We start from the raw sequence: 23,591 nt of genomic DNA, 5'->3' as shown, positions 1-23,591 counted from the left end.
CCTAGTTAAGACTCGATGGGTGGAGTCGCCAAGCGACAAAACCCGTCGCATCTTTATAAGGCTTGCGATCGCAACCAAGCCACGGGTAAATAGAGCATTTTCTTGGCTAAAGGCACGAAGGCACGACGGGCGAAGACATCGTAATTATTTGCTTCAATTACGTCTAAAATGCCTTGATAAAGCAGTAAAGCCGCCCAAACCGGCCAACGGGAATCGGGATTAAGGGCGCGAATCCCCCTTTCGGCGGAATCGTAGTAATAACGGGCCCGCTCAATTTGGAAGCGCATTAACCCCTTCCAACGGTCATCATTAACCCCTTTGAGTAAATCATCTTCGCTGTAGTTAAAACGCTCTAAATCCTCTAAAGGTAGATAAATCCGCCCACGATGGACATCTTCCCCCACATCCCGCAAAATATTGGTTAATTGATTGGCAATACCGAGATCGATCGCTTCTTCTTGGGGAATATAAACGCTTTGATTGCGTCGCCAAGGGGCCGAGCGATCGCCATCTTCCAATCCTAAGACCGCGCTGGACATTAACCCCACCGTTCCCGCCACCCGATAGCAGTACAGTTTTAGTTCATCAAAGGTTTGATAACGACTGCGATAGAGATCCATCTGTTGCCCGGCGATCATATCCCGAAAGGGTTGGATATCCATGGGGAACTTTTCTAGAGTATCCACGAGAGCGACATCGGCATCCTCAAGGGCAACCCCAGAAAAGACAGTTTCTAGCTGTTTTTCCCATAAATCGAGGGTTTCAGGGGTAGTTAACCGGGCTTGGGGACCATCGACCAGTTCATCGGTACGACGACACCAGACATAAATTGCCCAGATCGCTTGACGTTTTGCTTTCGGCATCAGGAGAGTACCGAGATAAAACGTTTTGGAATACTTCTCTGTAATCCGGCGACAGAGTTCGTAGGACTCCGCAAGGGAGACGAGGGGTTTGGTGGGGTGGGTCGGTTTTGGCAATTGGAGCATTCTGCTGGGGCGGAATGATTGACTTAGATTAACGGCGAACTGTGGCTAATGATATAGCATTGTCTCACTCAAGGCCATTTTCGTCATTAGTCCCTAGCCAGAGAATTAACGAGCGCTGGACACTGGTGTGGATTGGGTTTTATTCGGGTTTAGCGGTGCTGCGGGGTGATCTTTGCTGATCACTGCTGCCGCTAATTTCCCCGATAAAACCGCTCCTTCCATGCTTCCTAAATATTTTTGCATGGTATAGTCACCGGCGAGATAAAAATTCTCGATCGGAGTTTTCTGAGAAGGTCGATAAGCTTGTCGGCCAGGGGTGGCTTTATAAACCGATCGGGGAGTTTTCACCAGATGATATTTTAACAATTGACTGGGATTATCGCCAGTAAAATGTTGAGGAAAGAGTTTTTCTAATTCTTTCATCGTGGCGGCGATAATTTCTTCATCGGATTTGCTAATCCAATCCTGAGCGGGAGCGAGAACTAATTCTAACATCGAGCGATCGGGGTTGGCGTATTCTTTACAGGTGTTGCTCATGTCAGCATAAACACTGAGTAAAGGTGAACGGGAGAATAATAAATGATCGATGTCGGTTAGTTTGCGATCAAACCAGAGGTGTAAATTAATGACGGGAACCCCTTCTAATCCTTCTAATTTTTGAAAGAATTTATCTTCTTGCCAAGGTTTAGGCAGTAAAACTTTTAAAGGATCTACAGGCATCGCCGAAACATAAAGATCGGCTTCAAAAAGATAATCTTCCCCACCGTCTAAACCGCGCATTAAGAAGGCTTTAACCGTGCCGTCTTCATTTAAGAGTATCTCTTTTAAAGGGGCATTTAAGCGCACTTCGCCACCTCTAGCGCTGATGTAATCGACTAAAGGTTGGCAGAGTCTTTCCGGGGGTGAACCGTCGAGAAAAGCCATTTTTGAGCCGTTTTTCTCCTGTAAAAAGCGGTTGAGGGCTGTTAGTAGAATCGTGGCGGAAATCTCGTTAGGATCGATAAAGTTTAGGGCTTTCGACATAGCGATAAACACTTCTTTTTCTACCCTAGGAGGGATGTTTTGTTTCTCTAGCCATTCTGACCAAGAATATTTATCCATCTCCTCGACGTAACTTTGACCTTTAACAATGGCAGGGATTAAACCGAGTCCAAATTTAATTTTTTCCTCCCAAGTTAACATATCGTTATTGCGAAGAATGGCAACAATACCGTTAATTGGGGCGGGAATATCAGGGAAGTCAAACCGCGAATAAGTCCCCGGTTTTTCCGGCTGATTGAAGATCATCGAGTGTTCTTTCCACTGTAGGCGATCCTCTATGCCTAATTCCTTGAATAATTGCAGCATATTGGGATAAGCGCCAAAGAAGATATGTAAACCGGTTTCGTACCAGTCCCCATCGGCATCTTTCCAAGCGGCAATTTTTCCCCCTAATACATCGCGACGTTCCAGTACGATGGGCGTATGTCCCGCATCGACAAGGTATTTCGCACAAGATAATCCGGCTAGTCCCGCACCAGCGATCGCAACTCGCATCGTTTCCTATCTACTCTCTAATGTCTTGTCTTTATCACATTCGCTATTATACTTCACATTTCGTTACATTTTTTTTCAGATTGTCGAGAAGGCGGTCGGCAGGAGGCAAAAGGCAGGAGGCAAAAGGCAAAAGGTAGGAGGCAAAAGGCAGGAGGCAGGAGGCAAAAGGCAAAAGGCAGGAGGCAAGAGGCAAAAGGCAGGAGGCAGGAGATTATTTTTATTTATTCTCCCCCTGCAACGCGCACAAAGTGGTCTCCCCACTTCCTTGATAACTGCTCACTGATAACTGCTCACTGATAACTGCTCACTGATAACTGCTTACTGGTCACTGATAACTGATAACTGATATTGTGATATGTAATTAGCTTAATTCGCTTACCTTCTTAGTTCACGCGTACACCCTCTTCAATCGATCGCTATGACTTTTCCCACTACGTCACCTCAAGTCTCGGAAATAGAGAATAATCGTGCTTGGCATAATTTGACTGGGGAACAAACCCTAGAAATACTGAGAACCAATGGGGAAACTGGCTTAATCGAGGCTGAAATTGTTAAAAGAAAGGATATTTTCGGTTTAAATGAACTAAAAGAAACGGGGGGACGTAGCCCGTTAATGATTCTCTGGGAACAGTTTACTAACATTATGTTAGTGATGCTGATCGCCGTGGCGGTGGTTTCGGCGGTTTTGGATCTGAAAAAAGGGGAATTTCCCAAAGATGCGATCGCTATTTTTACGATTGTTATTTTAAACGGTATTTTAGGATATTTACAGGAAAGTCGGGCAGAAAAGGCATTAGCAGCCCTTAAGCAGTTATCCTCGCCGAAAGTCCGGGTTATCCGTAATGGTAGCACCTTTGAAGTGGCGGCTAAGGAACTTGTACCCGGGGATATCATGTTACTGGAAGCGGGGGTACAAATTGCCGCCGATGGCAGATTATTAGAAGCACAAAACCTGCAAATTCGCGAAGCTGCCCTCACGGGGGAAGCGGAATCGGTGAATAAACAAGCACAGAAGGTTTTACCGGAAGATGCCTCTTTAGGCGATCGCATTAACCTTGTCTATCAGGGTACGGAAGTAGTACAAGGGCGGGGGAAAGTGGCGATTACCAGGACGGGAATGGATACGGAAATCGGTAAAATCGCCGCTTTGTTGCAAGGAGTAGAAAGTGAACCAACTCCCCTACAGCAGCGAATGTCGCAGTTAGGTAACGTTTTAGTGAGTAGTTCCCTAGCTTTAGTGGCTATAGTCGTCCTTGGCGGTGTAATTCGCTTTGGTTGGCAGTTTTTTGAATCATTCCTCGAAACTTCCCTCAGTATGGCTGTGGCGGTTGTTCCCGAAGGTTTACCGGCAGTGGTGACGGTGACTTTGGCAATTGGAACCCAGAGAATGGTGAGAAGACAAGCTTTAATCCGTAAATTGCCAGCAGTGGAAACCTTAGGCTCGGTAACGACGATTTGCTCCGATAAAACCGGAACTTTAACTCAAAATAAAATGGTGGTGCAGAAAGTTAATACCTCCGAGCAGACAATTACTGTCACGGGGGAAGGTTACGCGCCCATCGGTGAGTTTAATGGTGCTAGTGAAAGTGATCCCGAACTACAGGCAATTTTAACGGCTTGTGTGCTGTGTAATGATGCACTTTTGCAAAATAAAGAGCAAGAATGGTTAATTTTAGGCGATCCCACCGAAGGAGCTTTACTGACGTTAGCGGGTAAAGGAGGGCTATATCGGGAAGCATTAACACCCAAAAGCCCTCGTTTAGGCGAATTTCCCTTTTCTTCCGAAAGAAAGAGAATGTCAGTAATCTGTGAGAATGCCCAGTTAGGTTTGGGGGATTCTGCCTATTTAATGTTCACCAAAGGATCACCGGAATTAATTCTCGAACGTTGTTCTCTGATCCAAGTTGGGGCGGAAAGTCAACCCTTAACAGCAGAACAAAGAAGTCGTATTTTGGCACAAAATGACGAAATGGCGGGTAATGGCCTACGAGTCTTAGGTTTTTCCTATAAACCGATGACAGAAGTGCCAGAAGCGGAAAGAGAAGATAGTGAGGAACAATCCCTGGTTTGGTTGGGATTGGTGGGAATGCTCGATGCACCCCGCAAAGAAGTTAAAGAAGCGGTTGCCCTCTGTCGTCAAGCGGGAATTCGTCCGATTATGATTACCGGAGATCACCAATTAACGGCCAAGGCGATCGCCAGTGAATTGGGCATTGCCGCCCCCGGAGAGCGAGTGATCACGGGTAAAGAATTAGAAAAAATGTCTCAGAATGACCTAGAGGCAGAGGTAGATGGTGTGAGCGTCTATGCTCGCGTTTCTCCCGAACATAAGCTGAGAATCGTCCAAGCTTTACAAAAACGGGGCAAATTCGTCGCCATGACGGGGGACGGAGTCAATGATGCTCCGGCACTAAAACAAGCGGATATCGGCATCGCCATGGGGATTACGGGAACCGATGTCAGCAAAGAAGCCAGTGATATGATTTTGCTGGATGATAATTTTGCCACCATCGTCGCCGCCACCGAAGAAGGGCGCGTGGTTTACAGCAACATTCGGCGCTTTATTAAATACATTCTCGGCAGTAATATTGGCGAGGTTTTAACGATTGCAGCGGCTCCGCTGCTCGGTTTAGGCGGTGTCCCCCTTTCTCCCTTACAAATCCTCTGGATGAACCTTGTCACCGACGGTTTACCGGCTCTGGCTCTGGCAATGGAACCCGCTGAACCTAATGTGATGAAACGTCCACCTTTTAGCCCCCGGGAAAGCATTTTCGCCCGCGGTTTGGGTTGGTATATGATTCGCATCGGTGTGGTGTTTGCGATTCTGACTATTATTATGATGGCTTGGGCTTACCAATATACTCAGGCAACCCCCGAAATCGGAGATCCTGGACGCTGGAAAACCATGGTATTTACTACCCTCTGTTTAGCACAAATGGGTCATGCTTTAGCGGTGCGTTCCCATACCCAGTTAGCTGTGCAAATGAATCCCTTCTCTAATCCTTACATTATTGCTGCCGTGGGCTTGACAACGATCCTACAATTGTTGTTAATTTATGCTCCTCCCCTACAAAGCTTCTTCGGCACTCAATGGATTAGTGGCACGGAATTGTTAATCTGTTTTGGATTTAGTGCCTTAATGTTTGTTTGGATCGAGTTGGAGAAGTTATTTATTCGCTGGTTCATGACGAAAAAATAAATCAATGCCAACACCAATTATTCTGACTTTAACGGTTTTAGTCGTTGCTTTAGTCGCTTTCGTGGCGGAATGGCTACCGGTAGATTTAACCGCTTTATGTGTGGCGATTGTCCTGATTCTGTTGGGTTTAGTTACTCCCGAAGAAGGTATCGCCGGATTTAGTAATTCTGCCACGGTGACAGTGATGGCGATGTTTGTGCTTAGTGCCGGAATTACCCGCACGGGAGTGATTCAAGTAATTCGCGATCGCTTGTTGGTTTGGGGGGGTAAAAATCCCCACCAACAGGTATTTGTCCTAGGGGCATTGGTGGGGCCGATTAGTGCTTTTATTAATAACACGGCAGTGGTGGCGATCTTTTTACCCATCGTTGAAGATTGGTGTAAAAAACAAAAAATTTCCCCTTCTAAGTTATTAATTCCCCTTTCCTACGCCACAGTTTTAGCGGGGATGATTACCGTGGTGGGAACTTCTACAAACATTCTCGCTAGTGGTATTTCTGCCAAGCTGGGTTATGGGGAATTTAGCTTATTTCAATTCACTGCTCTGGGAGTAGTAACTTTTTTAGCTGGTTTGATTTATTTAGCAATTTTTGCCCCGAAATTATTACCTGATCGCAAATCTTCCACGGGGGAATTTTTGGACGATGATTATGGTTCTAAAGTATATCTGAGTGAGGTAATTATTAGCCCTCGTTCTAATCTTATCGGTCAAACTTTATCTCAAAGTGGACTACAAAGAAAGTTCGATTTTGATGTGTTGGAATTAATCAGAAATAAGGTACATTTATCCCAACCTTTAGCCGATAAAGTTCTCAATGCTGGCGATATTTTAATCGTTCACAGTAGTCGGGAAGAACTATTAAAAATCAAAGATGAACGGGGTTTAGAAATCTTTGCCGATGTCAAATTTCACCAAGGAGATATTGAATCGGTAATTACTACAGGTGAGGAAAAATTAGCCGAGGTTTTGATTCTCTCTAATTCCCGTTTAATTGGGACAACTTTAAAAGATTTGAAATTCCGTCAGCGTTATAACGCCACGGTTTTGGCGATTCGGCGTGGTTCGGAATTACTGCAAGGAAGATTAGGGAAAATTCCTTTAAAGTTTGGCGATTTGCTCTTAGTTCAGGGACCAAAACAGAGTTTTATTGGGTTACAAACCACGCGAGAATTATTAGTCTTAGAAGAAAAAGATATCGAATCCCTGCGAAAGGATAAGGGGATTATTGCTTTAATGATTACTTTGTCGGTGATTATTATTGCCGCTTTTGATATTCAACCGATTCTCGTCACCAGTTTAGTTGGGGTGGTTTTAATGGTAATTACTGGCTGTCTAAAACCAGGGGAAGTCTATGGTTCCATTCGTTGGGATATTATCTTTTTATTAGCGGGTTTAATTCCCCTGGGTACTGCCATGGATAACTCAGGAACGACTAAATGGTTAGCAGATAATTTAGTAGCTATCGGCGGACATCTTTCGGGGTTTTGGATCTTAGTTTTCTTCTATCTAATTACCTCATTTTTAACTGAAATCCTTTCCAATAATGCTGCCGTCGTGTTAATGATTCCCGTCGCCGTGGAAGTGGCGAAAACTTTGGGTTTAAATCCTTTGGCTTTTATGTATGCTGTCACCTTTGCTGCTTCTAATAGTTATCTAACACCGATTGGCTATCAAACTAATACCATGGTTTATGCCCCCGGGGGCTATAAATTCCTCGATTTTACCCGTTTGGGTGCGCCCCTAAATTTAATTTTGACGATTTTAACCCCTAGTTTAATTGTCTTGTTTTATGGCTTGAAATAAACAAAGAGATCGAAGATTCTTCGATCTCTAAAAAGAATTTGATCAGTAGTCAAAACTATTTCGATTCAGCGAAGCGTTTACGCAGGGATTCGGTGCGCTTTTTCGCCACGGTATTATTAGGATCAAATTTGAGAGTTTCTTCGTAGGTTTCGAGAGCTTTTTTGGCCATTTGTTTCTTTTCGTAAACATTGCCAAGATTATTGAGAGCGATCGAGTATTCAGGATAAAGTTTAATTGCCTCTTTGTAGTTACGAATCGCTAATTCCAATTGTTCTTGGGCAAAATAGGAAAAACCGATCGCATTATAGATTAGGGCTTGATTTTCTGGTTCGATGCTTTCTTCCTCAGAGATTTTTAAAGCCTTTTGTAGTAAACTCAAAGCTTGAACATAGAGTTTTTTATCCAGATAAAGACTCCCTAATTCATAGTATTCTTTAGCTGTACCTTTTTCTTTTTGCAATTTCTTTTGTAGCTTGTTAAAGGTTCCTTCCACTCGACGGGTTTTAAAGATTTGCACGATGACAAAAATTCCTAAACCAATCACGAAAATTAGCAATCCAGAAACGTAAATAAGCGGCAGGGTATCTTCCATAATTAGCGATCGAGCAATTAATATTTTTATACTTATTCAATCAGATTATAGCAGGATTTAGTCAGTTATCAGTGATCAGTGATCAGTTATCAGTGATCAGATTTGAGTTTTCAGTTCACTGATTACTGTTCATTGCTCACAGCAAAAAACTCCCATCTCCCCACACCCCACACCCCACACCCCATCACCCTATCTCCCCATTTCCCGAATTCTCAGGGGTAAACCCCAATAGTTCAGCCGTTCTGCTAACCAACCGGTGGATTCTAGCCGCTCGATCGCTTGGTTGACGCGTTCTCGGAGACTTTGGTACTGTAAACCTTTAGGGAGAACGACTCCTAGAGCGATCGCACCCAACTCGATCGGTAATTGACGATAATTGGGGAATTGCTGCACCCAACCAGTTAAAAGGCTATTATCAGCCGCAAAAGCGTCTATTTCCCCGGTTTCCAGTAAATTTAAAGCTTCTTGATAGGAAGCAACCCCGCGCAGGATAGCGTTAGGCAAATTGGAACGCACAAGGGCGATTGTCGTCGATCCGTTGAGTACGGCGATTCTAGAGTTAGCTAAGTCTTCTAAACGCTGCAATTGCGGGTTTTTCGTCACAAAACCGCTGCTATCGAGGTAATAAAAGGGGCTAAAATCCACTAAGCGCTGACGTGCAGGAGTAATCGCCACCCGAGCGATCGCCAAATCCACCCGATCATCAATAACCACCTGTAAACGTTCTTGATTACTAACGGGTTTGAGAATAATAGCACTGTCAGAACCGAGAATTTCTGACGCTAGACGTTTAGCGATGTCGATTTCCAATCCTTGCAGATTCCCCTGAGAATCAAGGAAAGCGAGGGGAGGGAGATTATTTTTGACAGCGACAATTAATTTTCCCCGGCGTATAATTGTATCGAGATCGGCACTAAAACTTGGGGCTACACCTAAGAGCAAAAAACCAAGAATAAATAACAAATTTTTCATACTGTTTTACCTAAACTAACTCGATTTCTACTTTGATTTTTAGCGGCGAACATGGCATGATCAGCCCGCTCGATCACCGCCTCTAGATTATTATCTTTAGGGCTAAATGTTGCGAAACCGAGATCAAAGCAAAACTACTGCCAAAAAGAAAATCTAGTCTCAAAAATAAATGCAGGTAAAAATAATTGCCCAAATAGCCTAAAATAATTGATATAACCAACAGGGGCAATGATTTGTTACCCAATCTGGGCAGGTGCTTTAATGCCATGGCGAGCTAGTGGTGATAGAAAAAAAGTCATTCATTATAACCATTGTAAAGGTCAATCCGCCTCTAGTTTCTAGAAGTCTGCTTTTTTCGACTAGAATAAAAAAAGCCAGCCAGAATAGCCGCAATTTAAAAAATTTCTCCTCTTAGACTTGACGTGAAAGAGTCCCTCAACCCTACTTCTTTGGATCTCAAAACCATTTTTCCCTTTAAACTCGACGACTTCCAGCAATCGGCGATCGCTGCTCTCGCTGCCGGTAAATCAGTGGTTGTCTGTGCTCCCACCGGTTCCGGCAAAACCTTAATCGGAGAATACGCCATCTATCGCGCCCTAGAAAGGGGCAAACGGGTTTTCTACACCACTCCCCTGAAAGCTCTTTCTAACCAAAAATTCCGGGATTTTCAAGAAAAATTCGGTCGTACCCCCACCGATGGCGATGAGGATTCCCCGCTGCTCTTTGCGGAAGTGGGATTGATTACCGGCGATGTGGTGATTAATCCCTCCGCGTTAATTGTAGTCATGACTACAGAAATTTTTCGCAATATGCTCTATCAAACCCCAATCGGTGAGGTAGGCACTTCCCTAGAAAACGTGGAAACCCTAGTTCTCGATGAATGTCACTATATCAGCGATCGAGGTCGCGGCACCGTTTGGGAAGAATCAATTATCTACTGTCCCCCTAGTATCCAATTAGTCGCCCTCTCCGCCACCATCGGCAACCCGGGGGAACTCACCGACTGGATTAACTGGGTGCGGCAACTGCGTCAACCCAGCGACAATAAACAGACCTCCAGCTGCGAGCTAATTAACTCCGATTTTCGCCCCGTCCCCCTGCGCTTTTATTTCGCCAATAAAGAGGGATTATTCCCGCTGCTCGACCCAAAACAGAGCAAAGTTAACCCGAAACTACACTCAAAAGTCGGCCACGGCAAACCCCGACGCTTAAAACGAGAAGATTGTCCCACCATCGCCTCGATTGTCACCACGCTGCGGGACAAGGATATGCTCCCAGCCATTTACGTCATTTTCAGCCGCAAAGGTTGCGATCAGGCGATTAGAGAGCTAAAAAACCTCAATCTCGTTAATCCAGAAGAAGCTAGAGCCATTTACTACCGTTTACTCATTTTCTTCCTGGAAGATAATCCTAATCTGCAAGAACTCGCCCTTTCCTTCTTTGCCGTCGAAAATCCGCCTTTACACCAGAAATTACTGGCTTTTTTCGCTAATAACCCCCAGTCTGAAGATCAACTCCTCAGCCTCTTAACCGCCGACCCCGAGACGAAAAACCAACTGTTTGAATTCCTGGCTAGTGCTTCCCAATTGGTGCGGGCCGACCAAGTGGAACCCCTCACCCGGGGCTGTGGTGTTCACCATGCCGGGATTTTACCCCTCTGGAAAGAATTAGTCGAACAACTCTTTGAAGCTGGTTTAATTAAGGTGGTTTTTGCCACCGCTACCCTCTCGGCCGGGATTAATATGCCCGCTCGTACCACCGTTATCTCGGCCCTCTCCAAACGCACCGATGATGGCCACAGTATGCTGACTCCCTCGGAATTTGTCCAGATTGCTGGCCGGGCCGGTCGCCGGGGAATGGACGCGGTGGGCCATGTGGTGACAGTACAAACGCCCTTTGAAGGGGCAAAAGAAGCGGCTTTTCTGGCCATCGCTCAACCAGAACCCCTGCAAAGCTGTTTTGCGCCCAGTTACGGCATGGTCTTAAATCTCCTGCAAAAACACAGTCTAGAGGAGACCAAAGACCTCTTAGAGCGCAGTTTCGCCGAATATCTCGCTCGTTTGAAGTTAAGCCCCGAACGACAACAGATTACCGCCTTAACCACAGAATTAGCTAAGTTGGATATGGAATTAGCTGGGATCGAGCGGGAGCAGGTCTTTAGTTACGAAAAGCTACGGGAAAGACTGCGGGAAGAAGAAAGACTGTATAAAATCCTCGCTAGTCAGGCAGAGGCACAGAAAAGACAGGAAATACATCTAAAATTGCCGAATATTCCCGTCGGAACTATCCTCCATCTCAAGGGCAAACATATTAAGGTCCCCGTCCCCGTCCCCGCTATCTTTGTCAATACCCTGCACGGAGCCGGTCAAGTGCGAACTCTTGTTTGTTTAGGCAGTGATAATCGCTGGTATTTAGCCGCCTATGCCGATATTAGCGAGATAGATCGAGGTTTTATCACTCCTGCGGCATTAGGCGAACTGATACCCCCTTCCCTAGAAGCTGTTTCCCTAGGGGGTTGGCGCAAGGGTGAGGAAAATACTCAGGCGATCGCCGATTTAATCCCCCAACAAGTGCAGGGCATCCCACCAGTGGCGGAACTGGCAACACAATCACAAAAAATTGAAATTGTCAATAGTCAAATTGCCGCTCATCCCCTGCAAAAACGCAAAAATCCAGGGCGATTGATGAAACTATACTACGATCGAGAGATTGCTCGCGATAAGTTACACAAGACCCAGATTAAATACCAAAAACAACAATCGCGTAAATCCTACTACTGGGAAGAATTTCTGAATCTAATCGAGATTTTGCGAGAATTCCAAGCTTTAGAGGGTTATTTGCCCACTCCCCTCGGAGAAGCGGCGGCCACTATTCGCGGGGAAAATGAACTCTGGTTAGGATTAGCGATGATGTCCGGAGATTTGGACAGATTGACGCCTAGCCAACTAGCCGCCGCCATCAGCGCTATGATTACGGAACCCCCTCGCCCCGATACTTGGTGCAATTACCCGCCTGTGCCAGAAGTTATCGATATTTTGCGACAAGGAGAGGGAAATTCCCCCGGTTTGCGAGAAGTTCGCCGTTTACTCTATCAAGCTCAATCTCGCTACGATATCACTATTCCTGTCTGGTTAGAAACCCAACTGATGGGAATTGCCTCCCGTTGGGCCCAAGGGACATCCTGGCCAGAATTGTGCGAAAATACCAGTCTCGATGAGGGAGATCTAGTGCGATTATTACGGCGCACCGTCGATGTTCTCTGGCAAATTCCCCAAATTCCCCGGGTTTCCCCAGTCCTTAAAGATAATGCCCGTCTCGCCGTCACAGCCATGAAGCGCTTTCCTTTATAATATTGACCGCTCTTTTAAACAATGGGAGATGGTAGGGAAAGTAACTGTTGGTGAATCTGCTCAATTAGGGCGAGGATTTGCTGATAATTTTGGTGCAATCCCTGGTGATAGAGGTGATTTGCTCCTTGATTTAAATCCGCTAAAGCCGATTGATAATAACCCAATTGATGCCGCAGTAATCCCCTTCTAATATAGGCATCGGCATAAAAAGGATCAATGGCAATCGCTCGATTTAAATGGGCGATCGAGCGTTCGTATTCACCTAATTGGTGAGCGGTACAAGCTAGATTATAGTAGGCTGAGGCGTTATTTTTATTTAACCGGAGAGCTTGATTAAAATCCGCTTTGGCTGAGGTAAAATTGTGGAGGGCTAAATGAGATAAACCTCGATCATTATAAATAGTGGCTAAAGTGTCGGGTTGCTGGTTAGTAATTTGACGCAAGGATTGATTAAAATCGGCTAGGGCAAGGGGATAATTTTTCCTAGCCGACTGAACTAAACCCCGATTATAGTAGGCTTGATAATAGGTGGGTTTTAACCGGATAGTCTGGTTATAATCGGTCAGCGCCTGTGGATAATCTCCCAAACGATAAAAAGCTAAACCCCGATGGAAATAGGCTAGATAATTATCGGATTGCTGTTGTAAAGAGCGGGTGCAGTCCTGCCAAGCGTCGAGATAATCCTGCAAATAAATCTGAGTTAAACAGCGATTACTGTAGGCTAGGGCCAAGTTATTTTCCTGTTCGAGGGACTGATTGAAATCCTGCAAAGCTTGCTGATAATTACCTGCCTCTAGTTGTTCAATTCCTGATCGCAACCAGTAGGATAAATGTACTGATTGAGCCGCTTTTCCCAGCCGAGGCCATCCCCCCAGCACAAGCGAGCAGAGCAGTGCAACAATAACCAATCCACCGAGGCGAGGAAGAAAATTTTTCAAAACCGTTGACATAGGAGTATCTTTGTGCATATACTCCCAATTCTGAGGAAACTTTCTCGATCGATCAACAGACAGCCTGTCAAATACAGTTATCAGTTATCAGTGATCAGTTATCAGTTATCAGATGTGAGTTTTCAGTTCACTGATTACTGTTCACTGAAAATACACCCCACACCCCACAGTCTAGAACCGGTCTATGTCTCTAGAGGCGAGGGCTGCGATAAGCTAATAAAGGAAAGATTGTCACCGAGCAATTATGATGGCGTTACTCGCTAACGCAGTTGACACCCGATAAATGATACAGGAGTTATCTATGGAAACTATTTTTATCCCCCACCTCCTCAAATCTCCTGATCGACAAAGAGTCATCATCATCGATAATTTTATCCCCGGTCTAGAAACCTTGACACCGGTGCGGGGGACCTTGCTGGTTAGACATGGGGGGAATTTTTTGGAAGTATCGGTGAAAGCAGAAACCATCGTCACCTTAACCTGCGATCGCTGTTTACAACAATATAATCATCGTCTGCAATTAAACACTTCCGAATTAATCTGGCTAGACAAAAATAAAGACTACGATAGCTCCTATCCTCTAGAGCGAGAAATAGCCTACGAAGACCTCTCGGAAACCCTCGATCCTAACGGGGATTTTGACCCGCAAATGTGGTTATACGAGCAGTTATGTCTAACTTTACCTCCCCGTCAACTCTGCGGAGCTAATTGTCAACCCCCCGATTTTCTCCTTCCAGAAAAGACTGCCATCGATGGTCGTTGGGCCTCCCTAGAATCCTTGAAAAGTCAGTTATCTCAATCGCAAAATTGAGCTTTGATGCTGATTTTTTTTCGGGTTTCGATCCCAGAGAAAAGCGATCAAAACCCGATTTTTTACTGGCCCCAAATCTTTTTCAGGACAGTTTCGGGGGTAATATCGGCGACTTTTCCCGTATTAGCCTCAATATATCGATGTAGCTCTCCCCCACTCGGTAAAACTCTCTTAGACAACGAAGGAACCAGCAGAGAGAGGGTATAGGTTCCCACGGCCACGGCTAACTGTAAAGGGACACTTTCGGTAGCTAATAATAAATTAGCACCGGCGATCATAGCCGCCATTTTACCGATATCGCCCGTTCTCGACACTTTTAAGTTATTATCCATGGCTTTGAGGGCTAAAACCCAAGCTTCATCCAATTCTCCCTGGATCGCGACAATTGGTAAATCCGGTTGTTGATGGCGAATGCCTTGGATAATTTCTAGCCAACTCTTCAGGGGATAAAGCGTTTCCAGTCCTTGGCTGATGCTCAGATCGCTACCGCCGGCGTAGAGGAGAATATAGCCGCTATCCTTGATATTGAGGCGTTGCTGCTCCATTTCGGCCCAATCGATATCATCGCGATTCAAGGTTAGTTTTAAAGGTGGACAGGGTGCGGCAATCTTTAACCCTTTGACCAGTGCGTGATAATTATCCGCTAGATAGCCTTCCGTTGGCTGGGGTACTTGTTGCGATAAGAACCAGCTGCCATTATTTTCATAGCCTATACGGTTAGGAACACCATTTAACCAGAGTAAAAGATTGATAGCAGGACGATTGGTGAGACTAATGGCGATTTCGTACTCCCGGTCCCGAATTACTCCCAAAATATTTAAATAATCCGCTAATCCGTACTGATCTCGATAGTCAAATAAAAGCACTTCCCTAACCTGGGGACAGAGACGATAGGCAGCCTTTGCCCTAGGTTCGACCAAAACATCGATAGTACCTTGGGGGTAAGTTTGCCGGAGAGTTTCTAGAGTGGGAAAAAACAGCAGTTGATTGCTAATTCCTCCCGGTACAAGGGTTAATATTCGCATTTTATCTGGATATACCTGAATTGATCAGCTTAATTTTAGCAGTGTCCCTCGTTATTCACTAAATCTGGGCAGCGATGTTTTTTCTCAACAGAATGCGATCGCAGATTCTCTTAACTATTACCCGAAGGATTAGAACCGTACATAGCATTTAAAACCAAAGCGGGGTCAACGTATTGATTGCCGTACATCAGTCCCCAGTGCAGGTGTGGTCCGGTGGTGCGTCCTGTCATTCCCACTCTAGCCATGCGGGCCCCTGCTGGTATATCCTGGCCGAGAGTAAGGACGATTCCTCCTGACCTGTCAATCAAAAAAGTACCACGGCTATCGGATTGAACCGAACCCATGAGATGACAATAAATATGCGTCCATTGACCGGATTGCATCTTAATCATGGTGCCACAGCCTGTATTATCCGATAATTCGACGATTCTGCCGGTCCACCAATTGCGAATATAACTGCCCAAGGGTGCGGCCAGATCTAACCCGGCATGAAATTGTTGACTACCATCCATGGGAGAGAAACGATAACCGAAACCGGAGGTATAGGTTTGAAAGTTTTCCACGGGAAAGGAGGCCCCGGCCCAAGCATTTTGAGCTATGAGGGTGGGATTAGCTTTAACGGGGTGTAAACGGTCAAATCCTAGAGAAATTAACGTGACAAGACAGCTAATCGCTAAAAAACGCAGGAATTTAACAGGCAGATATTTGAGCATGAGACTTACTCCAGACACCACAATTAAATATACCGCTAATTTTACCGGCGGCTTTTAACCGATATTTTAGTTAAGTTTTGAGTTATTATTGAGCATTGGTTAGGGATTGACAACATTTCCCCTCGGGCTGCCGATTCTCCGACTCCCCCACTTAATTTTTACTTTTTACTGACTCGTACCATGTTAGACCTAAAGCAAATTAGAGAAAATCCAGAGGAAGTACAGAAACGCTTAGATAGTCGGGGAGGTAGTTATGATATTGCCCCTATTCTCCAGTTAAATCAACAACAGAAGGCTTTAGAGTTAGAACGCAGCAGTTTACAGGCCCGGGGTAACGAAATCGGTAAACTGGTAGGACAAAAAGTGAAAAGTGGCAGCGATGTCAACAGTCCCGAAATCTTGGCAATGAAAACAGAAGGAAACGAGATTAAAAGTAAACTAGCTCAATTAGAACCGCAGGAAAAAGAGATTAAAGCGGCCATTGACCAAAAAATCTTAGATTTACCCAATTTACCCAGTGAAACCACTCCCATCGGTAAGGATGAACGGGAAAATGTCGAAGTCAGACGCTGGGGAGAAGAATATAAACCCACCAACCCGAATATTTTGCCTCACTGGGAAATTGGGGAAAAATTGGGCATTTTAGACTTTGAACGGGCAGTAAAAATCGCCCAGAGTCGTTTTGTTAATCTTATCGCCCTCGGAGCAGCCCTAGAAAGAGCTTTAATTAATTTTATGCTCGATCGCCATATTGTCGCCGGTTATACAGAAGTTTTACCGCCAATTCTGATTAATAGTGACTCCCTGCGCGGGACGGGACAACTGCCGAAATTTGCGGAAGAAAGCTTTAAATGTCGAGATGATGAGCTTTGGTTAGCACCAACGGCAGAAGTACCCGTAACTAACCTTTATCGCGATGAAATCCTCTCATCGGAGCAATTACCGATAAAACACTGTGCCTATACCCCTTGTTTTCGTCGAGAAGCGGGCAGCTATGGCAAGGATACGAGGGGCTTGATCCGTTTGCATCAATTTAATAAGGTGGAAATGGTCAAAATCGTCCATCCTGACGCTTCTGCTCGGGAACATGAAAGTTTAGTCGCTAATGCAGAGGCAATCCTGCAAGCTTTACAGTTGCCCTATCGGGTGATTGAATTGTGTAGCGGTGACTTGGGTTTTTCGGCAGCCAAATGTTATGACTTAGAAGTGTGGCTACCTTCGGCTAATACCTATCGGGAAATTTCCAGTTGTTCTAATTTTAGAGACTTCCAGGCACGACGGGCAAATATTCGCTTTAAAGAAAAAGGGCAAAAAGGCACTAATTTTGTCCACACCCTCAACGGTTCGGGATTGGCGATCGGTCGTACTATGGCCGCTGTCCTAGAAAATTATCAACAGGCGGACGGGACAGTAAAAGTGCCGGAAGTGCTGCAACCCTATCTAAAACGGCAAGTTATTTGTTAAATTTTCTAAAAATGCTTGACAAAATACTTGTATAGTGCATTTGAAAAAGTTGCTCTTAACCCCACTCTAGAATTGCCTGTTTTAAGGCTCCTTCGGGCAAATTGGCGGGATCAAAAGACTCACCCGCTTCTATTCTGGCTAAAGCTTCAAAAAAAGCCCTCACACCACTGGCTGGTCCCGATGGGTGATCCATAATTCCGGTTCCCGCATTGAGGATAACATTACGTCCGTAATCCCCAAGGACCTGGGGAACAATACCGGGACGAATACCGGCCGAGGGAACCGGAAAAACGTTTCTATCGCGCAAAATATCGCGAATTTTGCCCTCCTCCTGGGGATCGAAGGGTAAACTACCGTAAGTGGCGGGATATAGCACCGCATCGGCTCCTGCGTGGGCCATCATCGTCCCCAAAACCACAGAATAGGCTAATCCCGTATCGCTACCGGCACACATCGCTCCAGCAAAGGCAGGATGGGCGAAAATGGGAACATCGATCGCCGGATCACTGGCTAAAGCTTCTAAAACGGAAAAACCGTAGGTAAGAACGTTTAATAACAGGGCATTAGCCCCATGTTTCACCAATAAACGGGCTTTTCTCTGCAATTCGTCCGCTTTTCCGGTGACATTAACCGCATAGAGAACATTTCTACCGGTTTGCTGCCGCACTTCCTCCAAAACTCGGCGACAACAATCTAGGCGCTCGTGGGTGGGAGCTACGGGAAGATCCGCCATGATTTCATCATCTTTAATCACGTCTAAGCCAGCAAAAGCCACTTCTCGCAGGATATCGGCGTGATCTTGGGCCGATAGTCCTAAAGCGGGTTTAAAAATTGCCATAACTAGAGGTCGATCATAAACCCCCAAACGTTGCCTAATTCCTGTGATTCCTAACTTGGCTTTTGTGCCGTAGCTTTCGGGGAGATACACCCCCACCAATTTTCCTGCTCCAGCCATGGAATATTTGCCGAAAATCATGGTTAAAAGACTGGCGATGTCATTTTCAACGTTTATCTGGGGAAAACGCACCCTAGCCACCTTATAACCGTCTGCTTCCTCCCTGATCCCCACCACTTCCGCTAGGTGTTGTTGCAGCTGCTTTTGACGATGACTGTGGCGCTCGCTCCAAGTGCCGGCGGTTTGACCGATAGCGATCGTTTTTGCCTGTTTTTCGGCATTAATAGCGGGAGGAAAGCGATAATCGACAATTATAGTCATAAAAGGTAAAAAAAGGGAGTGGGAATTATAAATTATAAATTATGAATTGGGGAAGTGGGGAGGTGGGGAGCCTTTTTTCAGTAAACAGCAATGGGTGAACTGAAAACTCACATCTGATAACTGATAACTGATTACTGATGGCTTCGATCGGTTTTCTCAGCTATTGACAAGGGTTCCCCTAAAAGCCTACAAGTATTTTGGATAGGTATGGCCATTGAGGAACCGACCAAAATATGAAAATAAAGACAAGATTACGGGAATGGGGCAAATTTTTCTTAAAAAGCGGTGCTAGTATTGCCTTGGCACTACTTTTAATCTTAAGTCTGTTCACGGTTAAGGGGACTACTCCTGCTTTAGCTGTGCTTGCTCAGGGTGACGCGGTAACGGATCCCACTGCTATTTTACGCAATGCCTTACCCATAGATAATAAACCAATTCGTCAAGTGCAACAATCGATCGAAGATATTGCCAAACATCTGCGGGCCAAACGTTGGAGTCCGATTAAAAAAGATGTCAAGGATGCCAATTATGCCCTTTCTACCAAAAGCAAGGCTATCTTAGATAGTGTTCCCGAAGCAAGTAAAAGCCAAGGGGAGGAATTAATCGAAAAACTGAAAACGGGAGTGGCAGCCCTCGATACGGCCGTAGAAGCAAAGGATAAAGAGGCAGTTTGGTCAACCAGAAGGGAATTGCTCAATAATATCACCGCTTTAGAAGAATTAATGGTGGTGGGTTTTCCCTTTAACGTTCCCCCGGAATACGCTAACTTGCCGCAATTGCGAGGACGTGCCACCGTAGAGATGCAGACCACCAAAGGAGATTTAACCATCGTTGTGGATGGTTACAGCGCTCCGATTAATGGGGGTAACTTTCTGGATTTAGTCCAACGGGGTTTTTATGACGGTTTACCCTTCATTCGCAGCGAAGATAATTTCGTTGTCCAAACCGGGGATCCCGTCGGTGCAGAAGAGGGATTTATTGACCCGAAAACTAAGCAATATCGCTCTATTCCCTTAGAAATTTTGATTAAAGGGGAAGAAGAGCCAGTTTATGGCAATACTCTCGAAGAATTAGGGATTTACTTACCCAGTCTCGCCTTGCCTTTTAACGCTTTTGGTGCCTTGGCCCTAGCGCGTCCGGATACCAATCCTAACGGAGGTTCCTCGCAATTCTTTTTCTTTAAATTCGATAATGAATTAACTCCTCCGGGGTTTAATCTCATGGATGGTCGTTATTCGGTTTTTGGCTATTTAGTCGAGGGAAAAGAGGTGTTAGAAGAACTTACCGATAAGGACAAGATTATCACCGCTAAAGTGGTTTATGGCTTAAATAATCTCGTCCAACCTAGCTAGGTTGGCGTTTTTAACTAGGTTTTGTCAAGGCAAAAAATTAGTCAACATAGGGGAAGCAGCTCAGATTCTGGGCGCTTCCCCCGATACCCCTAGGATCGTTTCATTCTCTCATCGGAATAAATATCTGAAAGTTTTTCAAAACGTCGTGCTTTGTAGGTTGATTCATAAATCAACCTACTATGAATCAACCCTTGATAAGGGGGGTACCTGACAACTTTTAACACCTACCTACTTAAGATTATTAATTCCGCAATCTATCGCCCTGATTATTATTGCTTTGATAGGGGCAAAAGTTATTTAATTAACATCAGTTTTATCTAAGTTCCCCTTTCCCTTAATCCTCGTTCATATCCCCAATCAGCAACGCCTAGGGAGAGTTTGCCGATAGCCAAGGGCTAAGAGATGACAGAGTTGGTGATATAGTAACTAAAGATCACATTTAAATCTAACCTTGCCATAGATGCACAAATCTCGAATCTGGCAACCCCAAAAATCTCCCGTCTCTAACATCAGTTTTAGCGATGAAATGAGGTAAGAATTTTGACCAAAATACTTAGCGATCGCATTGCCGTTTATCTGCTCATCGGTGGACTCCTGTTTAGAATCATCATCGCCCTGGGGCTTTATCCGGGGTACGATGAGGCCTATTATTACGTTTACAGCCATAATCTGGATTGGAGTTATTTCGATCATCCGCCAATAGTAGCGATTTCCACGGGTTTTGGGACTTGGATCACGGGATTAGTCAATCAATTTACCATTCGCTTCGGGACTCTCCTTTTCTATACTGGCAGCCTCTGCTTGCTATATCTGACAGCTTTAAAATTGTTCAGTCTGCCGGTCGCCAGAATGACTTTAGCGATCGCCACTCTCATCCCCATCTATGGGATTGTCTTCGGGATTCTTTCGCAGCCAGATAGTCCTTTAATCTTTTTTTGGTCATTAACAGTCTATTTAGCTGCCCAAGAATTCTGGCCAATTCGGGAAAAAAACTATCATCCTAGCTATCGTCTCGCTTATATTGGACTTGCCGTAGGATTGGCGGTTTTAAGTAAATATCACGGCTTTATTTTGGGCTTTGGTTTAGTTTTATTTTGTCTGACCACTCCCCGCTATTGGCCTGTATTTAGATCCCCTTGGTTGGGATTAGGATTTATTCTTTTTTTGATAACTTTATTGCCGATTATCTACTGGAATATTAACCATGATTGGATTTCCTTTCGCTTTCATTTAGAAGACCGTTTTTCTGGAGAACCCAAAACCTTTAATATTCTCGGTATTCTCTCGGTTATTGGCATTAGTATCGCCACGATGTTTCCTCCTTTTGGTCTGCCGATGTGGTGGGTGACATTTAAAAGCTTTGCTGAACAAATTCCTAACTTTCTCTCGAAAAAAAGATTTTTTCAGCGAGATGAAGAATCACTCAAAAAATGGTTAATTCTCTCGGTTTCTCTGCCTTTAATCCTGGGAATGCTTTATGTGGGTGCTTCCCATTATCTCGCCCCTAGTTGGATTTTACCCGGGTTCTGGTCCTGCACAATTTTATTAGGAGAAAAGGCCAATACTTGGCAGCAATCTTCTCGAATCTGGGTAAAAAGATGGTTATGGGGATCGGGAATTTTTATCGTTACTGTTTTATCTATAGCAATGCTTCACGTTACTTTTGGCACTTTCCAAAAACCTAGTCAATACGCAATTTTTGGGGGAATTATTGCCCCAGAACAGGACCCTTCTCGGGAAATTGTCGATATCGATCAACTGCGCCAAGGCTTTGCTAATTCGCCCGAATTATTAGCGCTCTTAAAAGATTCTAGCTTCGTTTTTACCCATAGTTTTTATGTGACAGCATGGCTAGATATGGCTATTTATCCCCTAGTTCCTATTCCCGTCACCTGTTTTAACAACGATCAAAGGGGTTATCAAATTTGGTTTAATCCTCAAGAATGGATCGGTAAAAATGGTTTATTAATTACTACAAATAGTTCTCTAGAAAGACCAGAAATAATCGATCGCTACCGTCCCTATTTCCAAGATATAACTAAAGTAGCTGTCATTCCGATCAAGCGCGGTGGTGTCGCCATCGAACAATTTCATGTTTACCAAGCTAAAGGACTAATTAAAACTTATCCTTAAAGCAGTTATCAGTTATTGGCGGATAGGGGATAGATAAAATAGTTCATAGATACTGATAATTTCTATCTCCTGAATTTTGTAAACTTTTTTACTTTTTACTTGGTAAATAATGTCCATTCATCGAGTGCGTATTGCTAGAGATAAAGGGGAATTTGTCCAGTCCTTAGTTAATTTTAATCAGGGAATTGGTCCTTTTCAGACCTATGCTGATGTCATCGCTTTTGCGGCGGCTTTAGGGGTAAGATATCAAGAGAGGGTGGCCATAGAAAATGTAGCGAAGGAACCCTCACCTATTAACCTAGAAATTTTTATTTCTCGTGGCTACGATACCCTAATCAAATTATTGGCAGTCAATGAATTGCAAGACACAAAAATTCTTTCTCCCCACGGGGTAGATTCGGAAGCTTTGCGAGTGACAATTTTCGAGGAATATGCCAACGCCGGTTTAGCAAGATTAGAACGAGAATTGCGCGGTGCGGTGGATTATACTGAAAGATTATTGTTAATTATCAGTCAAGAACGTTTTCGAGAAATTACTGCCACAACGGAATTCGATTTAGGCAGATTTTTGTAGTAGAAATCGCCAATTCAAAAATGAAACGCATCAACCTCAAGAGTTGTCAAAGAAAGGCTCATCAGGTACTGTCTGATCATTAACAAAAACAAATCAGACCCAAAAACGAAGCCCTCAACATCTTAACATAGAACAAAGAAACTTGCTCTACCAACTTAGTCAGGAGGGTAATTTATCTCAACGGCAAATGGCCGTCTGGCTCGGATGTCATCAAAGCACGACCAGAGCGAGAATTAAGAAGGAATCAAAGTTCCCTAGGCTGCTATCTACCTGACACAGCAGAAGCTGAAAGCGAGACGCGCACCAAAAATGCCAAACAACCCTTTAAAAATGTCAGCGAGTCAGCCTTAGAGTTGGTCAAAGAAGGATTGAAAGATTATCATAGTCCCGAACAAATAGCAGGTCGTCTGAAAAAAGCTGGTCAAGAATCGCTCAGTCATGAAACCATCTATCCCACATTCCGCACCCTAAGTGTCACAACGTCTCAAAAGAGGAAGGGGCGTGAGTCAAAATACTTATCTAGAGGAGTGAGTTGGCGGCAAGCTGCCGGCAACTAAGCCGAAAATTTCAGGGTTCCCCCAGTAATTCTCAATAAACAGTGCTTATTGAGAATTACTGGGCAATCAGACTTAACATCTAGGGGGAGATGTTCGAGTAGTGCTTAAGTTTTATTACCCCTTGAAGTCAATACCTCTCGTCAAGATAAGAGATAATATTCTTGGCAAGGTTTGGGAAAAAATCTCAAAATGTTGCGCCTCTCATCCGTTAAGTTGCTAATCTTTTGATTGTCTTGAATAGGTCGGAGATGAATCCCTTGAAAGTTCTGAAATATCCAGCGTAATGTTGGTCTGTCAGTTAACTTACCCAACTGATTTTTCAGTCCCGTCTCCTGCTGTTTTAAGTTCAGACGAAGT

At 44.6% G+C, this 23,591-nt stretch carries 16 protein-coding genes and 2 pseudogenes; 9 read left to right on the top strand and 9 right to left on the bottom strand.

Annotated elements, in window-relative coordinates; translation table 11 throughout:
• Positions 1 to 53: 53 nt before the first annotated feature.
• Both crtB and pds read right to left on the bottom strand, forming a co-directional pair.
• Positions 54 to 986 carry a 15-cis-phytoene synthase CrtB gene (gene crtB, locus IM507_RS18735; RefSeq protein WP_002755588.1) on the bottom strand — a complete coding sequence of 311 codons (933 nt, stop codon included), beginning with the start codon at positions 984 to 986 and terminating at the stop codon, positions 54 to 56.
• A 105-nt stretch (positions 987 to 1,091) separates the two neighbouring features.
• Complete coding sequence (gene pds / locus IM507_RS18730; RefSeq protein WP_287637511.1) at positions 1,092 to 2,522, bottom strand: 15-cis-phytoene desaturase; 1,431 nt, start codon at positions 2,520 to 2,522, stop codon at positions 1,092 to 1,094.
• Between the two features lie 418 nt (positions 2,523 to 2,940).
• On the opposite strand from pds, the gene IM507_RS18725 reads away from it, so the two are divergent.
• Both IM507_RS18725 and IM507_RS18720 read left to right on the top strand, forming a co-directional pair.
• Positions 2,941 to 5,721 carry a cation-translocating P-type ATPase gene (locus tag IM507_RS18725; RefSeq protein ID WP_287637510.1) on the top strand — a complete coding sequence of 927 codons (2,781 nt, stop codon included), beginning with the start codon at positions 2,941 to 2,943 and terminating at the stop codon, positions 5,719 to 5,721.
• Between the two features lie 4 nt (positions 5,722 to 5,725).
• Complete coding sequence (locus IM507_RS18720) at positions 5,726 to 7,525, top strand: SLC13 family permease (RefSeq protein WP_287637509.1); 1,800 nt, start codon at positions 5,726 to 5,728, stop codon at positions 7,523 to 7,525.
• Between the two features lie 55 nt (positions 7,526 to 7,580).
• Here the strand turns inward: IM507_RS18720 and IM507_RS18715 are convergent, their stop codons facing one another.
• Both IM507_RS18715 and IM507_RS18710 read right to left on the bottom strand, forming a co-directional pair.
• Positions 7,581 to 8,117: a tetratricopeptide repeat protein gene (locus tag IM507_RS18715; protein ID WP_069475102.1), complete on the bottom strand. Its 537-nt coding sequence runs from the start codon at positions 8,115 to 8,117 to the stop codon at positions 7,581 to 7,583.
• Between the two features lie 189 nt (positions 8,118 to 8,306).
• A complete protein-coding gene (locus IM507_RS18710; protein ID WP_002736718.1) occupies positions 8,307 to 9,089 on the bottom strand; it encodes a transporter substrate-binding domain-containing protein in 783 nt (260 codons plus the stop codon).
• 422 nt (positions 9,090 to 9,511) lie between these two features.
• On the opposite strand from IM507_RS18710, the gene IM507_RS18705 reads away from it, so the two are divergent.
• Positions 9,512 to 12,439, top strand: a complete 2,928-nt coding sequence (locus tag IM507_RS18705) for a DEAD/DEAH box helicase (protein ID WP_190537816.1) — start codon at positions 9,512 to 9,514, stop codon at positions 12,437 to 12,439.
• Between the two features lie 14 nt (positions 12,440 to 12,453).
• On the opposite strand, the gene IM507_RS18700 is transcribed toward IM507_RS18705, so the two are convergent.
• On the bottom strand, positions 12,454 to 13,407 hold the full coding sequence (locus IM507_RS18700; protein WP_287637508.1) for a tetratricopeptide repeat protein: 954 nt from the start codon (positions 13,405 to 13,407) through the stop codon (positions 12,454 to 12,456).
• 283 nt (positions 13,408 to 13,690) lie between these two features.
• On the opposite strand from IM507_RS18700, the gene IM507_RS18695 reads away from it, so the two are divergent.
• Positions 13,691 to 14,200, top strand: coding sequence for a YceD family protein (locus IM507_RS18695; RefSeq protein ID WP_002737400.1), 510 nt, complete (start codon positions 13,691 to 13,693; stop codon positions 14,198 to 14,200).
• A 62-nt stretch (positions 14,201 to 14,262) separates the two neighbouring features.
• Here IM507_RS18695 and IM507_RS18690 read toward each other — a convergent pair whose 3' ends face one another.
• Both IM507_RS18690 and IM507_RS18685 read right to left on the bottom strand, forming a co-directional pair.
• Entirely contained in the window at positions 14,263 to 15,225 is a 963-nt protein-coding gene (locus IM507_RS18690; RefSeq protein ID WP_002755579.1) for a glycosyltransferase family 9 protein, read from the bottom strand.
• A gap of 110 nt (positions 15,226 to 15,335) precedes the next feature.
• Positions 15,336 to 15,938, bottom strand: a complete 603-nt coding sequence (locus tag IM507_RS18685; protein ID WP_103112146.1) for a M23 family metallopeptidase — start codon at positions 15,936 to 15,938, stop codon at positions 15,336 to 15,338.
• A 180-nt stretch (positions 15,939 to 16,118) separates the two neighbouring features.
• On the opposite strand from IM507_RS18685, the gene serS reads away from it, so the two are divergent.
• Entirely contained in the window at positions 16,119 to 17,402 is a 1,284-nt protein-coding gene (serS, locus tag IM507_RS18680) for a serine--tRNA ligase (RefSeq protein ID WP_287637506.1), read from the top strand.
• 55 nt (positions 17,403 to 17,457) lie between these two features.
• Here serS and IM507_RS18675 read toward each other — a convergent pair whose 3' ends face one another.
• On the bottom strand, positions 17,458 to 18,618 hold the full coding sequence (locus IM507_RS18675; protein WP_287637504.1) for a 2,3-diketo-5-methylthiopentyl-1-phosphate enolase: 1,161 nt from the start codon (positions 18,616 to 18,618) through the stop codon (positions 17,458 to 17,460).
• A gap of 233 nt (positions 18,619 to 18,851) precedes the next feature.
• Between IM507_RS18675 and IM507_RS18670 the strand changes: the two genes are divergently transcribed.
• From IM507_RS18670 to IM507_RS18655, 4 genes and pseudogenes are all read left to right on the top strand, one after another.
• Positions 18,852 to 19,970 carry a peptidylprolyl isomerase gene (locus tag IM507_RS18670; protein ID WP_002735469.1) on the top strand — a complete coding sequence of 373 codons (1,119 nt, stop codon included), beginning with the start codon at positions 18,852 to 18,854 and terminating at the stop codon, positions 19,968 to 19,970.
• A gap of 540 nt (positions 19,971 to 20,510) precedes the next feature.
• Positions 20,511 to 22,103: an ArnT family glycosyltransferase gene (locus IM507_RS18665; RefSeq protein ID WP_123231217.1), complete on the top strand. Its 1,593-nt coding sequence runs from the start codon at positions 20,511 to 20,513 to the stop codon at positions 22,101 to 22,103.
• Positions 22,104 to 22,212: 109 nt separating this feature from the next.
• Positions 22,213 to 22,677: a DNA phosphorothioation-associated protein 4 gene (locus IM507_RS18660; RefSeq protein ID WP_002738176.1), complete on the top strand. Its 465-nt coding sequence runs from the start codon at positions 22,213 to 22,215 to the stop codon at positions 22,675 to 22,677.
• A gap of 127 nt (positions 22,678 to 22,804) precedes the next feature.
• Positions 22,805 to 23,228, top strand: a pseudogene (locus tag IM507_RS18655) (transposase); the annotation flags it as partial.
• A 146-nt stretch (positions 23,229 to 23,374) separates the two neighbouring features.
• On the opposite strand, the pseudogene IM507_RS18650 reads toward IM507_RS18655, so the two are convergent.
• Positions 23,375 to 23,591: pseudogene (locus IM507_RS18650) on the bottom strand (IS1634 family transposase); the annotation flags it as partial.

This window comes from Microcystis sp. M20BS1 (genome assembly GCF_020245305.1).
GTDB classification, from domain to species: domain Bacteria; phylum Cyanobacteriota; class Cyanobacteriia; order Cyanobacteriales; family Microcystaceae; genus Microcystis; species Microcystis ichthyoblabe_A.
This window is presented reverse-complemented; position numbering and strand designations above follow the sequence as displayed.

What these genes read in the sequence shown, in the direction of transcription:
- IM507_RS18695 (WP_002737400.1), top strand. Translation starts at nt 13,691, where the DNA reads ATGGAAACTATTTTTATCCCCCACCTCCTCAAATCTCCTGATCGACAA.
- IM507_RS18715 (WP_069475102.1), bottom strand. Translation starts at nt 8,117, where the DNA reads ATGGAAGATACCCTGCCGCTTATTTACGTTTCTGGATTGCTAATTTTC.
- crtB (WP_002755588.1), bottom strand. Translation starts at nt 986, where the DNA reads ATGCTCCAATTGCCAAAACCGACCCACCCCACCAAACCCCTCGTCTCC.
- IM507_RS18720 (WP_287637509.1), top strand. Translation starts at nt 5,726, where the DNA reads ATGCCAACACCAATTATTCTGACTTTAACGGTTTTAGTCGTTGCTTTA.
- IM507_RS18685 (WP_103112146.1), bottom strand. Translation starts at nt 15,938, where the DNA reads ATGCTCAAATATCTGCCTGTTAAATTCCTGCGTTTTTTAGCGATTAGC.
- IM507_RS18700 (WP_287637508.1), bottom strand. Translation starts at nt 13,407, where the DNA reads ATGCACAAAGATACTCCTATGTCAACGGTTTTGAAAAATTTTCTTCCT.
- IM507_RS18670 (WP_002735469.1), top strand. Translation starts at nt 18,852, where the DNA reads ATGAAAATAAAGACAAGATTACGGGAATGGGGCAAATTTTTCTTAAAA.
- IM507_RS18660 (WP_002738176.1), top strand. Translation starts at nt 22,213, where the DNA reads ATGTCCATTCATCGAGTGCGTATTGCTAGAGATAAAGGGGAATTTGTC.
- IM507_RS18725 (WP_287637510.1), top strand. Translation starts at nt 2,941, where the DNA reads ATGACTTTTCCCACTACGTCACCTCAAGTCTCGGAAATAGAGAATAAT.
- pds (WP_287637511.1), bottom strand. Translation starts at nt 2,522, where the DNA reads ATGCGAGTTGCGATCGCTGGTGCGGGACTAGCCGGATTATCTTGTGCG.
- IM507_RS18675 (WP_287637504.1), bottom strand. Translation starts at nt 18,618, where the DNA reads ATGACTATAATTGTCGATTATCGCTTTCCTCCCGCTATTAATGCCGAA.
- IM507_RS18690 (WP_002755579.1), bottom strand. Translation starts at nt 15,225, where the DNA reads ATGCGAATATTAACCCTTGTACCGGGAGGAATTAGCAATCAACTGCTG.
- serS (WP_287637506.1), top strand. Translation starts at nt 16,119, where the DNA reads ATGTTAGACCTAAAGCAAATTAGAGAAAATCCAGAGGAAGTACAGAAA.
- IM507_RS18710 (WP_002736718.1), bottom strand. Translation starts at nt 9,089, where the DNA reads ATGAAAAATTTGTTATTTATTCTTGGTTTTTTGCTCTTAGGTGTAGCC.